The 18,501-nt window shown below is 40.8% G+C and carries 15 protein-coding genes; 4 read left to right on the forward strand and 11 right to left on the reverse strand.

The features are described from left to right. Positions 1–128: 128 nt before the first annotated feature. The 9 genes from ACFPRA_RS23585 to ACFPRA_RS23625 all read right to left on the reverse strand — a co-directional run bounded on the left by ACFPRA_RS23585 (position 129) and on the right by ACFPRA_RS23625 (position 12,134). A complete protein-coding gene (locus ACFPRA_RS23585) occupies positions 129–1,493 on the reverse strand; it encodes an MATE family efflux transporter (RefSeq protein WP_381440240.1) in 1,365 nt (454 codons plus the stop codon). A gap of 335 nt (positions 1,494–1,828) precedes the next feature. Continuing rightward, positions 1,829–3,232 carry an amino acid permease gene (locus ACFPRA_RS23590; protein WP_381440242.1) on the reverse strand — a complete coding sequence of 468 codons (1,404 nt, stop codon included), beginning with the start codon at positions 3,230–3,232 and terminating at the stop codon, positions 1,829–1,831. A gap of 757 nt (positions 3,233–3,989) precedes the next feature. Continuing rightward, the gene (gene xsc, locus ACFPRA_RS23595; protein WP_381440244.1) at positions 3,990–5,765 is read right to left on the reverse strand and encodes a sulfoacetaldehyde acetyltransferase; all 1,776 of its coding nucleotides are present in this window, start codon (positions 5,763–5,765) and stop codon (positions 3,990–3,992) included. A gap of 50 nt (positions 5,766–5,815) precedes the next feature. Next, entirely contained in the window at positions 5,816–6,754 is a 939-nt protein-coding gene (locus ACFPRA_RS23600) for a selenium metabolism-associated LysR family transcriptional regulator (protein WP_381440248.1), read from the reverse strand. A 134-nt stretch (positions 6,755–6,888) separates the two neighbouring features. Continuing rightward, positions 6,889–8,244 (reverse strand): aminotransferase, encoded by a 1,356-nt coding sequence (locus tag ACFPRA_RS23605; RefSeq protein WP_381440250.1) that lies wholly within the window; start codon positions 8,242–8,244, stop codon positions 6,889–6,891. Between the two features lie 53 nt (positions 8,245–8,297). Continuing rightward, the gene (gene ald / locus ACFPRA_RS23610; protein WP_381440252.1) at positions 8,298–9,434 is read right to left on the reverse strand and encodes an alanine dehydrogenase; all 1,137 of its coding nucleotides are present in this window, start codon (positions 9,432–9,434) and stop codon (positions 8,298–8,300) included. 197 nt (positions 9,435–9,631) lie between these two features. Further along, positions 9,632–10,354, reverse strand: a complete 723-nt coding sequence (locus ACFPRA_RS23615) for a GntR family transcriptional regulator (protein WP_381440254.1) — start codon at positions 10,352–10,354, stop codon at positions 9,632–9,634. 231 nt (positions 10,355–10,585) lie between these two features. After that, positions 10,586–11,035 (reverse strand): CBO0543 family protein, encoded by a 450-nt coding sequence (locus ACFPRA_RS23620; protein ID WP_381440256.1) that lies wholly within the window; start codon positions 11,033–11,035, stop codon positions 10,586–10,588. Continuing rightward, positions 10,977–12,134, reverse strand: a complete 1,158-nt coding sequence (locus ACFPRA_RS23625; RefSeq protein WP_381440258.1) for a DUF2515 family protein — start codon at positions 12,132–12,134, stop codon at positions 10,977–10,979. Before ACFPRA_RS23625 ends, ACFPRA_RS23620 begins: the two co-directional genes overlap by 59 nt. A gap of 95 nt (positions 12,135–12,229) precedes the next feature. Between ACFPRA_RS23625 and shc the strand changes: the two genes are divergently transcribed. From shc to ACFPRA_RS23645, 4 genes are all read left to right on the forward strand, one after another. Further along, the gene (shc, locus tag ACFPRA_RS23630; protein ID WP_381440260.1) at positions 12,230–14,107 is read left to right on the forward strand and encodes a squalene--hopene cyclase; all 1,878 of its coding nucleotides are present in this window, start codon (positions 12,230–12,232) and stop codon (positions 14,105–14,107) included. Between the two features lie 68 nt (positions 14,108–14,175). After that, entirely contained in the window at positions 14,176–14,802 is a 627-nt protein-coding gene (locus ACFPRA_RS23635; protein WP_381440263.1) for a LysE family transporter, read from the forward strand. A gap of 122 nt (positions 14,803–14,924) precedes the next feature. After that, a complete protein-coding gene (locus tag ACFPRA_RS23640; RefSeq protein ID WP_381440265.1) occupies positions 14,925–16,157 on the forward strand; it encodes an MFS transporter in 1,233 nt (410 codons plus the stop codon). A 134-nt stretch (positions 16,158–16,291) separates the two neighbouring features. Beyond that, entirely contained in the window at positions 16,292–16,918 is a 627-nt protein-coding gene (locus ACFPRA_RS23645) for a LysE family transporter (RefSeq protein ID WP_381440267.1), read from the forward strand. Here ACFPRA_RS23645 and ACFPRA_RS23650 read toward each other — a convergent pair. Next, positions 16,903–18,255, reverse strand: coding sequence for an amino acid permease (locus ACFPRA_RS23650; RefSeq protein WP_381440269.1), 1,353 nt, complete (start codon positions 18,253–18,255; stop codon positions 16,903–16,905). The two genes, ACFPRA_RS23645 and ACFPRA_RS23650, sit on opposite strands and share 16 nt — an antisense overlap. 121 nt (positions 18,256–18,376) lie before the next feature. Next, positions 18,377–18,501: IS3 family transposase (locus ACFPRA_RS23655; protein ID WP_381440273.1), on the reverse strand; the 125-nt coding region annotated here is incomplete at its 5' end.

The raw sequence follows: 18,501 nt of genomic DNA on the forward strand, positions 1-18,501 counted from the left end.
TCACAAAAGAATGAAGGCGAAATTAAAAGACCTGAGTCCGGTAGAATACCGAACTCAGATCTTAGAAGCTGCCTAAAATATTTGTCTAACTTTATTGGGTCAGATCATTCATGGCTGTTTTTTCTTTTTCACTTATTTGGTGAAACGAGCGCATATCTTTCCCAACGTCTACTTTTCCAGCGAAAGTACATAATCGTAGCACGTACCCATTCATCTGCCGCAATGGCTAGCCATACACCAACGAGTCCGAGATCCAATTGGAAAACTAACAAATAACCTAATGGCAAACTCATGGCGACCATCGAAAAAGCACCGATGATGACGGGGTATTTTGCATCCCCGGCTGCGCGTAATGAATTGATAATGACGATATTCATCGTCCGCCCCGTTTCCAGTACGATACTGAGCAATAAGACGGTCGCCCCTATTTCGACCACGGTTGGATTATTCGTAAACAGTTTCAATAATGGATAGCGGAAAATCATGACGAGTGCCACCATACATAATGTGAACAACAATGCCCACTTCACGCTCTTCCAGACACTTTTGTAGGCCTCTTCCTTTTCATCACCGCCCACTAGACGTCCGACAATAATGGCAGTACCCATCCCGATTGCGATGGCAAATAAATACGTAAACATCGAGATATTCACGGCATATTGCCTAGCTGCCAATGATTCCGCCCCTAAATAAGTGACGTAATATAAAAAGACAATTTGACAGCCTTGGTACATAATTTGTTCAAACGCGGATGGAATGCCGATCTGTAATATTTTCCCTATATATTCTTTTGACAACGTAATATAATAGCGGAACTCTACCCGGTACTCCATCACCCGATAAAGCAGCCAGAAAAACACAATCATCGCGAGCAAACGGCTAACGACCGAAGAAATCGCAGCCCCTTGCACACCTAGCTCCGGAAAACCGAACTTCCCAAAAATGAGCAAATAATTCCCCACGACATGAAAAATATTCATCCCTAACGAAACAAGCATCGTCTGCTTCGTAAAGCCATGTACTCGAATGATTGCTGCCAAAGAATTGATGATGGCTTGTAGGAATATAGCCCCTCCTACAATGACCAAATATTTGGTGGCGTAGTCTAGCACATCTCCTTGCAAATTCATGGCGATCATAATATGTCTCGAAAAGATGACAAAAAGTACACTCATCAAAAGCCCGACAATCAAATTCAACGTAACTGCCAGTGCAGAAATTTTGGATGCTTCGATGAATCTTTTCGATCCAAGATATTGCGAGACGACAATTGCCGCCCCATTCCCGACAACTTCAAGCACGAGAATGGCAATATGAATATACTGATTCGCAGCTCCCACGCCTGACACCGCATCGTCTGACAATGCGCTCAACATGAATGTATCTGCAATGCCCATTAACATGAAAAGAAAAACTTCTAAAAAAATCGGCCACGTTAAATGAAATAAATTCAGCTTTTGGCCGATATTTTTTTTACCAGTATTTGCTGCCATAATAACTCCTTCTTATCTCAGTCCATTTTCAAATAAAAACATCTTACCATAGAATTTGGAAGAGAACTATCTATAATTCATTTGAGATTGATGTAAACTGGCATCGCTGGAATCCAATCAGCACTTTGAGTATGCCAAGCTATGCTTTGTTTCCGAGGAACCGTCTTTCTCTTTTGCTCCTTCTTAGGTTCCTACGTGATAGAGAACGACGACCAAACGCACAAAACCGAAAATCAGCCGTTTAATTACTTGGCTGATTTTCGGTTTTGTGCGTTTTTAGATAACTAAGCTTATTGATGTAAGCGCTCTCTAAAAAGGGGGGGGGGGATCAGATGTTAAGGATTGAGATTACTAGAATTCATAATTACTTCTGGTTCTTTTTTACTTTCCTTTTTACGCCGTTTTACAAAGTAAGTTGAAATCACTACGACACTAAACAGCGCTGTAAAAATAAACTGAGGTCGTTGTGTTTCAATAAATGCCATTAAGATGAGCACGACAATCATGGCAGCAATGGTAACATAGGTTAGATAAGGGAAAAGCCACATTTTCACTTTTAATACTTCTGGATTTTCTTTTTCGATTCTTTTTCTTATACGCAAATGTGAAATCGCAATTGCTAAGTAAACAAGAATTCCAACCCCACCAGAAGAGTTTACTAAAAAGAAAAATATTTTATCCGGAGAAACATAACTGAAAATCGTACTAATAAAGGCAAATAATGTACTCGCTATTACAGCAAAAACAGGAACCCCACTCTTACTCAACTTGGAAAATATCTTGGGTGCGTCACCCTTTTGAGCAAGTGAAAATAGCATACGAGAGCTCGTATAAAGTCCTGAATTGAGACAGGATAACAATGCCGTCAGAACCACTATATTCATAATAAGAGCTGCAGAAGGAATACCCATCATTTCAAGAACAGAAACAAATGGACTTTTTAGTAATATTGCTGAATTCCATGGTAAAAGCGTTACCAATATAGCAATTGAACCAATATAAAACACTAGAATGCGCCACACTACAGTATTTAAAGCTTTTCTTACAGATTTCACCGGATCGGAAGTCTCACCGGCAGCAATGGCAGGAATTTCAACACCTACAAAGGCATGGAAAACAATGGCAACCCCGACAACTACTGAACCTAACCCTGCCGGCATGAAGCCACCAAAGTTTGTAAGATTAGAAACACCAGGCGAAGGAATACTTGGTACAAGCCCAAATATAACCGCCACTCCAAGAATTAAAAATAGAATAATGCTTACGATTTTAATAATCGAAAACCAATATTCAAATTCACCAAAGGATTTTACGGAAAAAATATTTGTCAGTTTCAATAACAATATTATAGAAAGACTGATCGCCCAGACTGGGATCGATGGAAGCCACTCATGTATAATTGCTGCCCCTGCGACCGCCTCTAATGCAATGACAATAACCCAGAAAAACCAATAGAGCCATCCTGTCGCGTAACCTGCCCACTCACCAATTCCTTCCCTGGCATACACCGCAAAGGATCCCGTATTTGGATTTACGGTTGCCATTTCTCCAAGCATCCGCATGACGAAAACAACGATCATACCCGCGATTGTGTAAGATAAAATGGCTCCGGGACCAGTCTTTCCAATTATTATACCGCTTCCGACGAACAAACCTGCACCAATAACTCCACTTAAAGATATCATGGTCAAATGTCTTTGTTTAAGGCCAGCTTTTAGTTGTTCTGGTTGATGCTCCATTTCCCCACCCACTTTCAGTATTTTCCGGAAATACCAATTAGTATGCGCTTACAAATAGGTGTAAGGTACATCCAAGTTATAGGAATGAATTCACGCTTAATAATGGAAAGTAATAAAAGCTTGTTCATTTCACTAGCACCTGTTCTCAACACAGATTTACTTCAGCTATCGAATATCAACATATATAAGTAGAGTGAGTAAGAATGTTTTGATAAAGGATGAGTAAGCATTTTTATCTCAACTATCCTATGTGATGATGCCAATTAGATAGCCTCTCAATTATAGATGGCTTGTTCGATTACATTGGGAATTACTGATCCTGCATCCTCTGACTTGATAACTCATACTTCTACCGCCCTCGCTGAATTCTGCGATTATTGGGCTGCCACCTGGCTCTTGGAAACTCATTGTATGCCATTGGTATTCTTAGTCGTATTTCGCAAATTGCCTCCTTTATAGTAATAGATTCATAAAGACGTTATATCATCCGTACCAGCTGACGAATGATTGACTCTAATACATTAAACCATACCAAGATGGACTATTCAATGTTTTCTGATATATAGTCCTGTTTCGATTTCTTATAAATATTATAAGGATTTCTAATAATAATTTTTGAACGTAAAAATAATGCGCTATTTAATGGAATGTATTCAGCTCTTACTTTTTTCAATTAGTAAAGAAGTAGATTTTAAGAAAACATCTCCAAACTGACCTAAGTTAGTTTGGAGATGTTTTATGCTTACTTATCCATTTTTCATTTCTTCCATTCGTTATAATCCAAGTGTTTATATTTATCTAGGAATCGTGTTGGCATTTTTAGTGCATCTTTTCTAAATGGTGGTGCAAGTTGTGTACCATCCACGCAGATATTTAGCACTGCTGGCTTGCGTTTTGCCAAGACTTCTTTCACAATTGGCGCAATGTCCTCTGGTTTGTCAATCGTATAGCCAAGTGCTCCCATTGATCGAGCTACTTCAGCGAAATCAGGTGCATCAATATCCGCACCGACGAAGCGGTTGTCATAAAAGTCGACTTGATTTTTCTTCTCTGCCGCCCATGATTCATTGTTAAATACGCAAGCGATGACCGGAAGATTTTGTTCCACCGCTGTACTTACTTCATGCAAACTCATGCCCCATGCCCCATCGCCAACGATGGCCACAACTGGTGTATCCGGCTCAGCGAGCTGAGCGCCGAGTGCCGCTGGATAAGCAAAACCAGTATTACCAAATGTTAATGCCGCAATATGACGTCGCGTTTGATTGAACTTCAGGTATGCATTTGCTGTCGATGAAACATTTCCAATATCTGAAGAAATAATTGTATTTTTAGGCAGAGCTTTTGTTAATTCTAATAGTGCCCGACGTGGGTTAATTGGGTTACCTTCTACCATTGCCAAGTCGATCAGTTCTTGTTCCCATTCCTCCTTAACTGCGCTAACTTCTTCCAAACGATCCTGTTTTTGGCTCAGAGAAGGTGATGCAGCCCGTAACTGTTTATAAATTTCGTCGCTCGCTGCTTTTGCATCGCCAATAATTCCAACTTCTACCGGATGCGTTCGAGCGATTTGTCGTGGGTTAATATCAATTTGAATAATTTTAGCACTCTTCGGGAAGTAATCAATATCGTAACAAGGCAATGTTCCAAATACTGATAGTCTTGTTCCAATCGCTAGAACAACATCTGCTTTTTTGAGCGTATGCATGGCAGCTTTTGATCCCATATAACCAATCGGGCCAACCGCAAGTGGATGATCTGCAGGGAATGCATCATTATGCATATACGATACTGCAACAGGTGCAGTTAAATGCTCCGCAATTTTAGCAACCGTATCCACACCATCTGCATCTACCGCGCCGCGCCCCGAAATAATCACAGGGTATTTTGCGTCTTTTAATAGTTCTACAGCTCTTTCAATCGCTGCTGGATCACCACAGCCCCTAGCATCAACGCGATACTGATGCGGCTGAAGAATTTGTTCCTCCAATTCACCATAAAATAGATCACGTGGAATATCGAATAATACTGGTCCCCGCTCCGCATAGGCAATTCGAAAAGCAGTACGTAAGCAATCGGCTACACGGCTCACATGTGTTACCCGCACAGTTTCTTTTGTAATTTCTTTAAAAATAGATACTTGGTCAGCTTCTTGGAATCCATCCCATCCAATTGTTGGCGTTCCTGCGGATGGAGAGATAATAACCATTGGTGTATGTGCTTGGTTCGCAGCTGCCACCGAAGTAACCATATTGGTAATTCCCGGTCCGTTCTGCCCAACAATAACCCCTGCTACACCAGAAACACGTGTAAAGGCATCCGCCATATGTCCGGCACTTTGTTCATGCCGAACCGGTAAGAATCGTATACCTGCTGCTGGGAATAAGTCAAGCATATCCATAAAGGCCGAGCCTAAGATACCATATACATCTTTAACACCTTCCGCTAAAAGTGTTTCGACAATTGCCTCACTCGGTGTCATTTTAACCTTTTGATTGATTGCTTTTTCCACCTTTGTTTGTTGTTTTACCATTTTAAATTCCTCCCCCAAGTATAATTAGATTATTTGGAATTCTGCGTCTTTCAGCCATTGCTAGTTGGTAAATGGATTAGAGTACCTACTTCTCTTTCCTGAATAATCGTTCGCAATTTTTTCAAAAAGAATTCAGTTGATGATTTTAAAACGCGATCATTACGATAAGCAATGTAAAAACAGCGATAAAAAGACATATTTTTAATTGAATAGGTTTTTAATAATTTTAATTTCAGTTCTTTTTTGATTGTACTTTTTGAAATAAACGACACACCCAAACCAGATTCCACCGCTGTTTTAATCGCTTCCGTACTTCCTAGTTCCATAACGATATTCAAATCAGTTAGTGAGAGCCCCGCCTGTTCTAAATGATTGTCCATGACAGCCCGTGTACCAGATCCTTTTTCCCTAACAATAAGCGGTATTTCTATTAGTTGGTCCAATGAAATTTTTGATTCATTACTAGAAAAATAATCCGGTGCTGCTATCAATATAAGTTCATCTTCTAAAATGGGTTCCAATATAATTTGCGGGTCCTCTATTCGTGTTTCAATTAACCCAACATCAATTAATTGATCCTTAAGATCCTCGACGATAGTATTAGAATTTGCGATTTTCACACTCATTTGAATGAGTGGGTACGAATCTATAAATGGTTTGAAAAACTCTGGAAGTATATACTCACCTATCGTTAGACTGCACCCTACACTTAAATCACCATTTATCGTGTTCTCAATATACAAGATTTCTTTTTGGGCTAATTCACTTAAACGGACAATTTCCTTAGCGTATTTTAATAAAATATGCGCGGATTGAGTCATCGCTACTCTTTTCGTTGTTCGCTCAAATAGTTTTGTATTCAGTTCTTCTTCAAGTGTCTTTACTTGTGATGTAATCGTTGGCTGTGTAACATACAGTATTTTTGCAGCTTCGGAAAAGCTATTTTTTTCAGCGACCGCGATAAATATTTTCAATCTTTCGTAATTCATCTACATTCCCTTCCCATCTCCCCCTCTTGCCCCAAAATTAGGGGTATCTGAGCCCGGTGTAACTTGATCCAAGTTTAGCCTCCTGCGGATGTTACAAAATTGATTGACATAATGACGTCAAGGGGTATTTGATTCTACAGACTACGAATAACTGATTCTACTGTTTCAACGACAAAATCCAAATCCTCTTCTGTACTTGTTAATGGTGGTGCAATGATGATGACATTATTTTGGCCTGGGATCGTGTCGCCATTTTTCCCAATAATCAGACCTTTTTGTTTACATTTACCTACAATTTCCCCCATTCGCACGTCATCAAGAGGTGTTTTTGAGCCTTTATCCATGACCATTTCCAAACCAACCAGAAAGCCAACTCGTCTAACTTCTCCCACATTTTTATGATCAATTAGCTGATCAAGCTTACCTAATTTTGTTTCACCTAATTCGCGAACACGCTTAACGATATTTTCCTTCTCAATAATCTCAATATTTTTAAGTGCAACAGCACATGCGGCAGGATGTCCACCATAAGTGGAAACATGTCGAAAGTGATTATCTTTTCCTTCCCGATTAAACACATCGTAGATTTCCGATTTCACAGCTGTAGCTCCGAGCGGTAAATAACCGCTTGTTAATCCTTTTGCCATTGTCACAATATCGGGTTGAACGCCCTTTGCATGCATGAAGCCAAACATTTCACCTGTTCGGCCATACCCTGAAACGACTTCATCCATAATTAGTAATACATTGTACTTTTCACAAATTTCTGCCACTCGTTGAATATATTTTGGGGATGGAATAATGACGCCTCCACCTGAGATGAACGGTTCCATAATGAATGCCGCTACAGTCTCTTCTCCTTCCCAAATGATCAATTCTTCGAGGAGTTGTGCAGCTTTTAAATCCGATTCTTCCGGATTGCCCCCGAAGATAGAACGATAGCTATATGGTGGATAAACATGTAAAAATCCTGGTGCGCTTGGATCGTATTTGACACGACGGTTTGCTTGTGCGGTTGCACTCATTGCCCCAAGTGTAGAACCGTGGTAAGCACGATAGCGCGAAATGAATTTATATTTCCCGGGATTTCCTGTTTGGCTATGGTATTGACGTGCAATTTTAAAAGCCGTTTCATTTGCCTCAGAACCACTATTAGAAAAGAAGGTTTGATAACGAGCGCCTAACAATTCACTAATTTTCTTCGACAAATCGACTGCAGGTTGGTGATTCATCGTTAACGGGAAATAAGATAGTTTTTTCATTTGTTCCGCGGCTGCGTCCACAATTTCTTGGCGGCCATGCCCTAGATTCAAACACCACAACCCAGATACGCCATCAAGGTATTTATTCCCTTTTTCATCTGTGAACCATGCCCCCTCACCTGACACCGCTACCATTTGCTGTGCATCCGGATTGTACCGATGCATTGCATTCCATAGATGAGATGTTGTTTTTGCCTGTATATTGCTCTTTTCAACTGCTGTCTTCATTCATCTTTCCCCCATTCCATATAGTTCCACTTTCATAGATAGGATAAATAGGTTTAATAAGAAGAAACTGGATTATTTGTCAAAATAGAAGACAATAATTTGTAAGGCATGTTGTGTGTAACTGCTAGCTTTTCGTATGTGATAAAGCCACCATGTGTATTGACCCCTTTGGCAAAAGCTTCGTTTGTTTCCACCGCCTTCTGAAGCCCTTTATTTGCGAGTAAAAGACCATACTGACTTGTATTGTTCGTCAATGATAATGTTGATGTTCTTGCTACAGCACCAGGCATGTTTGCAACAGCATAATGCAATACGCCATGTTTCACATAAATCGGGTCATCATGTGTTGTAATCCGATCAATGGTTTCAATCGATCCACCTTGGTCAACTGCAACATCAATAATGACGGACCCTTTGGACATATTCTTTACCATATCCTCTGAAACTAATTGCGGGGCTTTAGCACCTGGTATAAGGACTGCACCAATTAATAGATCCGCTTGCTTGACCGCCTCTTGAATATTTAGTGGGTTGGACATTAATGTTGTGATTTCCCCACCAAACAAATCATCCAATTCGCGGAGACGATTTGCATTGACATCAATAATCGTCACATTCGCTCTTAGACCAATTGCCATTTTCGCCGCGTTTGTTCCGACAGCACCGCCGCCAATGATGACAACATTTGCCGGTTTGACACCCGATACACCGCCAAGAAGAATGCCCTTCCCACCTTTAGACTTTTCTAAAAACTGTGCACCAATTTGAACTGACATCCGCCCGGCAACCTCACTCATTGGAGCTAAGAGTGGTAATGATCCATCGTTATTCTGGATTGTTTCATAAGCGATAGCCGTTACCTTTTTCTCGACTAATTGTCGCGTTAAACGTTCCTCGGCAGCTAAGTGAAGGTACGTAAATAGTATTTGACCTTCCCTTAAATACCTGTATTCTGCAGGTTGCGGTTCTTTAACTTTCATAACCATCTCTGCAGCCCATGCTTCACTCGCTACCTCTACAATTTCAGCACCTACTGCTACATATTCCTCGTCCTGAAAACCGCTTTCGTAGCCTGCCATGCGTTCCACCAACACACGATGTCCCGCATGTACAAAAGCCATAACACCAGAGGGGGTTAGTGCAACTCGATGCTCATTGTTTTTAACTTCACGAGGAACTCCGATAATCAATAAAATCACTCCCGTCTCCCGATTCTAGCCAGAACAACATTTTCTTAATAGATTATGATGTCCGTACCAGTTGCAGCAGGTTTAAATATAGTATACTCGAGAGCAGTATTAGTTTTCAATGTTTTTAAGTAATTCTGATATTTTAAAATTCTATAAATCTTATTGTAAAACAAAATAAATGGGTTTCTCCTTGTAATCTAGCCAAATTTTCGCGATAGATTAATTTTAAATGAATACATATCACTTCGATAAAACGCTTCTTCCATTTCAACAACAGTTCCAAATTGATCTTTAATGATCCGCTCTGCAATTAGAACATTCGTATGGGCCGGAACACCAAGATACTCGCTATCCTCCTGCAATACATGCCCACTTGAAATTGTTTGATCAGCCTCTGCGAACTGTATCCCCAGTTCATGTTCAACTAAATCGTAGAGTGTAGCATTATCCAAATCGTATTTAATTAATTGTTCGCCAATCGATATTGGATAGTAATGTCGTTCCACACCAATCGGAATATCATCCGCATAACGCACCCTTTTGATAAAGTAAGCTTCTGCAAACCCAGTTCGCTCTTGAATATAGATAGGTGGTGTAGTTTTGTAATGCGTAATTAGTTTTGCCCCAGGTTTCATCCCAATGTCACGGATGGTTTCAGTCGTACTACTTAAATTACCAAGCCAATCATGAATCGGTTTTAACGAAACAAACGTACCCTTCCCATGCCTTTTTTCAAGAATTCCTTCCCGAACTAAAAGACTGATTGCTTCACGTACCGTACTACGACTAATCGTATATTCCTCCATAATCTGACGTTCACTTGGAATTTGATCGGAAAGAATCCCTTCGGCCACTTGTTTTTCAATGATTTCTTTTAATTGTATATGTAATGGTATTGGACTAGTATGATTAAGTTGCACCTCGGATAACCTCTTTTCTCATTATTTACTATAGAATAGCAAAAATCTGAGTAATGTAAAGATTAGGCATGTTTTTTCACTAGAAATAGGGCCGGGAGGAATGACGAATTTCAAAAGCAATACATAATGTCTTGAGTTCTATATTTACATTCCGTACTTTGATAATACCAATGCCTGTAAAATTCCATTATTGTTTAGTATTTCTTCACATCCCAGTGTATGATTCCTTTACTACCCGACTTCTCCCTGTCCTTTTCCCCATTTAAAAATCTTCCTTATTAGTACAAGAAAAACGAAATAGCCCACAAAAGTATAACCATGTTTCCATTGATCCGTGTGATTAAAGAATCCCCATTGTACCGATATTTTCTCCATGGCTGACGCAAGAATACTAAGAAGTAGTATGAAAACAGGTCGACTCCATGCCGGTATTTTACCGATAATAAATAGGTAAAGCCACGTACAAAAAGGAAGTATCAATAACGTAAAGGCGATATTGATCGAAAAAACATCTGGAAAAGGACGAACCGGAAAACTATACATACTTTTCCCGACAAAAATTAAATCTAAATAGGTTCCTAGCAAACAAGCAACAACTAAAGCGGGCAAGTATAAAAAGACATTACGGGAAAATCGTCGTTTTGGCGATTGCTGCGAGTTCGAGCTTTTCAAGTGTTTCACAATACTCCCCCTCTATCTTGCCCTTCAGCGCTATTTTTTCTTCTACTAAATATTCAATCATATGCCAGTGTTCATACCAATCACCAAGTTCAGCCTTGGCGTGATTGACATTCTTCCATGCATACTCAAGCTTCGGGCTGAATAAACGAAGTGCTCCCTTTCTTATTTGGCATGACTTTAGCCTTCTTGATAGCGAAGTTCCAGGTACTCCCTCGTTTATAGCATTAAAGACTTCCGGCCAATAATCCTTCCGCGAACCCGTATGTGGATGAGCGATTGCCCAGCGATGAACGGCCTCTAACAAATCCCTTTCACCAAACAACAATTGATAGAGCCTCTTTCCTAGCATAATCCGCTCGTGAAGAGACCCGAAATGATGGAGCGTCAGCCCAATAAGCGTAGCCCTTCCTTCCGGCTTACGATGATCATGGTATGGAAACAAAATATGATTGACAGATAGAAAATCTTGTAACACGAACTCAAATGTCTGAAAAACTTTTTTCTTGTATAAAGGGTTTTGAATGATTCTGTTTTCCAAATAATTTTGTTCATTAATAACAAGAGCAATCGCGAGCAAATAACAATCTCTATCTCTCCAAAAATGATTCCAAATCACTTCCATAAATCGCGAAACATGTAAATAAGGTAATAGATAAAACAAATTCCGATTCCGAGATTTACTTTCGGCATAGAGTAAAAACTGAGGGTAAGCATCTTGGAAGATCAGCCAATTCCCCCGCTCCAAAAAAGAGAAAAAATCTCGTTTCGTTTGTTCATGCATGAGCCTGGAGAGGAACTCTCCTTTCAGATCTGTCATATTCCATCCGCCATTCCTGGACACCATATGACCAAGAAATGCCCAATGGATTTCCGGATGGATTGTATAGAAATCAAGATAAGCTTTCGTTCTTGTCTTATTATTGCTATTCAGCTGCTCCGTTTGGAAGCGAATCGATTGAAGAAGCGAGCGATCTTCACGGGGCAAGTCTTGTTCATCCTGAAGTGGTTGACGATGGTCATTCTTTAAATCCGCTTTAATGGCAAGATATTTTTCTGGAAGTCTCCATTTTCCACCTATCCTTTTAAAATTCGTAAACATCGGTCCCCTCCGCCCCGCGTTCTACCGTCATACATCCTAATGAACAGCTATATATATGTATATGAACGATCTTGACAGAGGGAGATGAGGATGCGTTGAAATATGATACGAAACCCGTTATCAGCCGACTGATCCAACAACTGATTCATGAGCAGCAAGCAGACGGCTCATGGGATTACCCCTTTGAAACCGGTATCTCGACAGATGCCTATATGATTATCTTATTGAGAACGTTGGAAATAAATGACGAAGACTTGATTGTCCAATTGACAGAAAGAATTTTTAGCAAACAGGAGATAAATGGTGCGTGGAAACTTTTTCACGATGAAGATAGGGGAAACGTCTCTGCCACGGTGGAAGCCTACTATTCCCTTCTCTACTCTGGCTATGTGGGCAAAGAAGACAATCGGATAGTAGCAGCAAAAGAGTTCATCCTAGCAAACGGCGGCCTTGAAAAATCGCATCTGTTCACAAAAATCATGCTGGCGTTAACCGGCCAATATCTGTGGCCCGCTTATTTTCCGATACCAATTGAGATGATTCTCCTGCCCCTTCACTTCCCGATCAATTTCTATGATTTTTCCGTGTATGGAAGGGCGAACATCGCGCCGATCATGATATTGGCAAATAAGAAATACGTTAAAACAACTAAACGAAGTCCCGATTTATCTGACCTTCTCCTTTCAAATGAAACCGATGAGTTCTTTGACAAGAAAGACATAGAAGAAATTTTTTCGATGATTGATCAAGGTCTTAAACAGTTACTCGGCCTGCCTCACATGATCCAATCGATCGCTATCCATCGGACCAAACAATATATGCTCCGGCATATTGAACCGGACGGAACCCTTTACAGTTATTTTAGTTCTACATTTCTGATGATCTTTGCGCTGCTCTCTCTTGGACATTCCACCAAAGATCCGATTATTGTCAAAGCAGTACAAGGATTGAAAGCAATGAAATGTACGATTCAGGGACATACGCATATGCAATATACAACTGCTACAGTGTGGAATACCGCTTTAATCAGCCACGTCCTTCAAATTGCAAACGTTCCTGCTTCTGCATCGGTCATCCAAAAGGCAAATCAATACTTAATCCATCGGCAGCAGTCTAAATATGGTGATTGGGCGATTCACAATCCCGGTGTACTCCCTGGAGGTTGGGGATTTTCAGCCAGTAATACGATGAACCCGGATGTAGACGACACAACCGCTTCGCTAAGAGCGATTGTCCGATTGGCCCAATCGGATCCCCTCTTCCATCAAGCATGGAACAGAGGTGTCCATTGGGTCATGTCAATGCAAAACAAGGATGGTGGATGGGCTTCTTTTGAAAAAAATGTGGACCTTCCCTTCCTAAACTTACTGCCGATCGAAGGTGGACAATTTTTATTGACCGATCCTAGTAGTGCCGATTTAACCGGCAGAACACTTGAATTTCTAGGTGGGTACACGGATTTGCCTCACAATCATAGAATTATGAAAAATGGAATTGAATGGCTCGTTCATCACCAAGAACAAAACGGATCATGGTACGGACGCTGGGGAATTTGTTATATTTACGGCACATGGGCAGCCATTACCGGGCTTATCGCATCAGGTGTAAGCAAAGAAAATCCAGTGATCCAAAAAGCTGTCCACTGGCTTCTTACCATCCAAAATCCTGACGGTGGATGGGGTGAATCTTGTAAAAGCGATGCAGCTTCATCATACGTCCCGCTTGGCTCCAGCAATACCACTCAAACCGCCTGGGCACTCGATGCACTCATGGCTGTTTCAGATCAGAACACACCGGAAATAAATGCGGGGATAGCCTATCTTCTAGAGTCCACTCATAAAAACGATTGGACCCTTTCCTATCCGGTTGGGCAAGGGATGGGAGGCGCTTTCTATATCCACTATCATAGCTATCACATGATTTTCCCTTTGCTTGCGCTTGCTCGTTATCAAAAGAAATTCCAAGAGTATTAGCCTGCAAGTCGTATAAGTTGGTCGAATTGAATAAAATGCATGAACGTCATACGAGCGGAGGACAATACATGAGTTCTATATTCGCCTATATCTTTTTAGGGGTATCGATGGCTGCGCCGATTGGCCCCGTTAAGAGTGTCCTATTAAACAAGGGGTTGAAGCATGGTTTTTTTCATGCTTGGTTTTTTAGTCTTGGGGCAATCACAACAGACATCATGTATATGCTCATTGTCTATTTTGGCGTAGGCCAATTTATCGAATCACCTTTATTAAAAATCATTCTATGGTCGTTCGGTTGTTTTGTACTTTTGTATACAGGAATAGAAAATTTACTTTCCGAACAAAAAATCGACATGATCTCGAAATCCCGAAAAAGAGTCCGGCTTAGACAATCCATTTTGACCGGTTTCTTAATGTCTTTATTAAATCCATTGACCATCCTTTTTTGGCTGGGGATCTATGGGTCCATCCTCGCGAAAAATGCTGGAGTCGCTACCGGCTTTGAAATTATTTTGATCAGTGCCGCCATATTATTCGGCATTAGTATCGTCGATCTCACCATGTCTTTTCTATCCGGTGGAGCGAGAAAATTATTATCCACCAATCTTTTGAAATGGGTCTCCATTGTTTCATCCATTTCCATGATCGGATTCGGAATTTACTTTGGCATCCAAGCATTTCAGGCGTTATTTTGATATGCCAGCTAACTGCGAAAAGAAGAGAGTTACAGCTAACACATTGAATGCATAAAAAGTCCAAGCAAGGAAACCATACCTTTGATCGTCAAAATGAGGGTGAGTCGAGGTGTGGTGCAATAATGGAAAAAAGTGTTGATAAAGTAAGTGTATGGTGTATTGTGAGTTTGGCTTCAATCCCTCTCATCATGACACTTGGAAACTCCATGCTTATCCCGGTTCTTCCAATACTCGAAGAAAAAGTCGGAATCTCTTCCTTCCAATCGAGTATGATCATAACAAGCTATTCAGTTGCAGCTATTTTTCTTATACCGGTTGCCGGTTATTTATCGGACCGGTTCGGACGAAAAAAGGTGATCTTGCCGAGCCTGATCTTCGCCTTGATTGGGGGGCTCATTGCCGGGTTTGCTTCCTGGAAAATGGATGAGCCCTACATGATGATCATCGTTGGAAGGATTCTTCAGGGTATTGGGGCGGCTGGTGCCATGCCAATCGTTTTGCCGCTCGTAGGAGATCTCTACAAAGATGATGATGAAAAAACCAGTTCCTGTTTAGGGATTATTGAGACATCGAATACCTTTGGAAAAGTGTTAGCCCCCATACTGGGTTCAGTATTTGCCGCTTTTCTATGGTTTCTGCCTTTCTTCTCCATCTCGGCACTTAGTTTAATTTCCATTGCACTCATCTTTTTCTTTGTAAAAGCACCCAAAGAAGAAGATGAGCCCGTAAAGTTTAAGGAGTTTTTAAGTAACACGAAAAAAGTATTCAAAGTGGAAGGTAAATGGTTGTATACCGTATTTCTAAATGGAGTCCTTGTTATGCTGATTTTATTCAGCATGCTATTTTTTTTATCGGAAAATCTTGAAAGTGCCCATGATATTAAAGGCATTAAAAAAGGATTCGTCCTTGCCATTCCGCTGTTGCTACTTTGTATTGCTTCTTTTATTTCCGGTCGGAAAATTAAAGGAAATCTGAAGACGATTAAAAAATATATGGTCATCTGCTTGATTGGTATGTCCATTAGCGTCATCTTCGTCGGATTTACGAGTAAAAAACTGATCCTTCTTCTTGTGGTAACGAGCATAGTGGGAATCGCGATTGGTGCATTACTACCTGCACTTGACGCCATCATAACAGAGAATATAGAAAAGGAATTGAGAGGCACAATCTCTTCCTTTTATAGTTCGGCAAGATTTATCGGCGTAGCAGCCGGCCCCCCTATCATGTCACTTGTAATGAAGAATTTTTTGAATACCAGCTATATCATAGCAGGTGTCCTCGGCGCAATATTATTATTTATTGTTTTTAAATGCATCAAAGTCGATGAAATCGAAAAAACAGATAAAACCGCCTAAAAAAGACCAGTTCACCGTAATGCTGAACTGGTCTTTTTATCTTTGTGAAATTCTTCAATCTTTCCCTTCATGCAGTTGTACAAGTAACCCCCTTTGAATATGATGCAAAGACGTCATTTTAAGGGAGGACTTTTATGCATTCACTAGCCGCTTACATCTTTTTGGGTGTATCGTTAGCTGCGCCCATTGGTCCCGTTAACGCTGCACAGCTAGATACGGGCATTAAGAACGGTTTTTTTCATGCTTGGATTTTTGGTATTGGCGCTTTAACCGCGGATGTCTTGTATATGATGATGGTATACTTCGGGATCGGTCAAGTCATTGAGTATCCCCTTGTTCAAATCATTCTTTGGTCATTCGGCTGCTTTGTACTTACATATACAGGCATTGAAAGTTTACTCTCGCTACATAAAATTGAACTGGATGTCGGATTCGGTAAAAAGGTTCAGTTGAAGCGTTCATTTACAGCGGGATTTTTCATGTCTCTCTTAAATCCCCTGACGATTCTCTTTTGGCTTGGGATTTATGGATCAGTGCTTGCAGAAGCAACGGTAACCTTTTCTGGCAATCAAATCTTCATGAATAGCGTGGCCATTATAGTCGGTATCATTCTATGGGATACCATAATGGCCACAATATCGAGTAGTGCCCGTAAAGTACTCTCCACCAAGTTCCTGAAAATCATCTCTGTCATTTCTTCCCTATCTATTATCGGGTTCGGAATATACTTTGGCATTCAGGCTTTTCATGCACTTTTTTGAGTCTCTTCTTTCTTCCACTTTTTCCTTAAAAATAAAACGATACCCCCAATAACCGCGAGGAATAGGAGGCTAATAAAAAATCCTGGCCGACTTGTTTTATGGAGCAATGTTCCGCTGACCGCTGCTAGCACCAAAAGCATCCCAATGACTCTTTTCACTTTATCTGCCGTCGTTGGTTCGATCAACCTGTGATACATGACTAAAATGAACAGCCAATTATAAAGAAGCATTAACGCTGCTGCAGTCGTTATATATTCGTACACTTTGTCAGGCAATAATAAGGAAGTGACAATGGAAAGAACAAGCCCGGTTGAAGTTAGTGCAATTGCCGGTAACGGCATTTTAAGTTTCTTTTTCATTTGTTTACTGAATATTTTTGGGGCATCCCCATCTTCCGATATAGTTACAAGTATCGTCGTAACCGAAAAAAGGGATGCAGACATCGTTGAAAATCCGGCAATAATAATGGCAGCAGTGAATACATGGGGGAAAAAACTGATATCATTCACGCCTGACAATGCCTCGACAAACGGACTCTTATTCTCCCTGAACTGATCAAAAGGCAACAGCAATAACGCCAATGACAGTGCGGTAACGTAAATGATCGCAAGCAAACCTAACATGACTTTTCCCGATTTGGGGGCATCTTCCTTCTTTTTCAAATGGATAGCCATGACACCCATCACTTCGATTCCGCCATGTGCATAAAAGGCGAAAATGAGGGCACTCCAAAAACCGATGATTCCCTTTGGAAAAAATTCATCGACAGACCGAGGGATCCCTTCCTTCGGATTACCATCAAGCACCCCGGTCAGCGCTAAAATGGCAATGACGATAAACATAAAAATGGCGGCAATTTTCATCACCGCATAGACGCTTTCCAACTTCCCGAATGCTTTTGCACCGATAAACAGAACAATGAGGCCGCACACGGCATATATGCATGCAAAAATCCATAGTTTTACATCCGGAAACCAAAATTTAGACAAAAGTGAAATTGCAGTAAGCTGACTGCCAATGATCAATATTTCAGAACACCAGTACACCCACCCACTGCTAAAGCCCGCCCAACGTCCATACGCTTTTTTGGCATATGTGCGAAAGGATCCCTTCTGCGGGTCATTTGCAGACATTTTCGCCAGTGCTTCAAATACAATATACGTTGCACTTGCAGCCATGATGAAGGCAAGAATGACAGAAGGTCCCGTCATTTTAATCGCGATACTTGAAGCCAGGAAAAACCCCGTACCAATAATGCAACCTACACCAATAAGGGATAATTGCCACCAGGCAAGACTTGCTGTTTCGTCTTGACCATCTGCCGTTTTTTTCCCCATTCCTACACCTCCACATAAAAGTAGCCTTCCACAAGCAAGTGGATTTATGTGTGAGTGCAACGACAAAACACTGGAACCCGACGCTGAATTTGATCTGACCCAATAAAGTTAGACAAATATTTTAGGCGGCTTCTAAGATCTGAGTTCGGTATTCTACCGGACTCAGGTCTTTTAATTTCGCCTTCATTCTTTTGTGATTGTAGTACTCAATATACTCTTTTAATTCTCTTTCAAAGTGTGCCATAC

It is taken from the genome of Sporosarcina soli, assembly GCF_042655805.1.
In the GTDB taxonomy this organism is placed as follows: domain Bacteria; phylum Bacillota; class Bacilli; order Bacillales_A; family Planococcaceae; genus Sporosarcina; species Sporosarcina soli.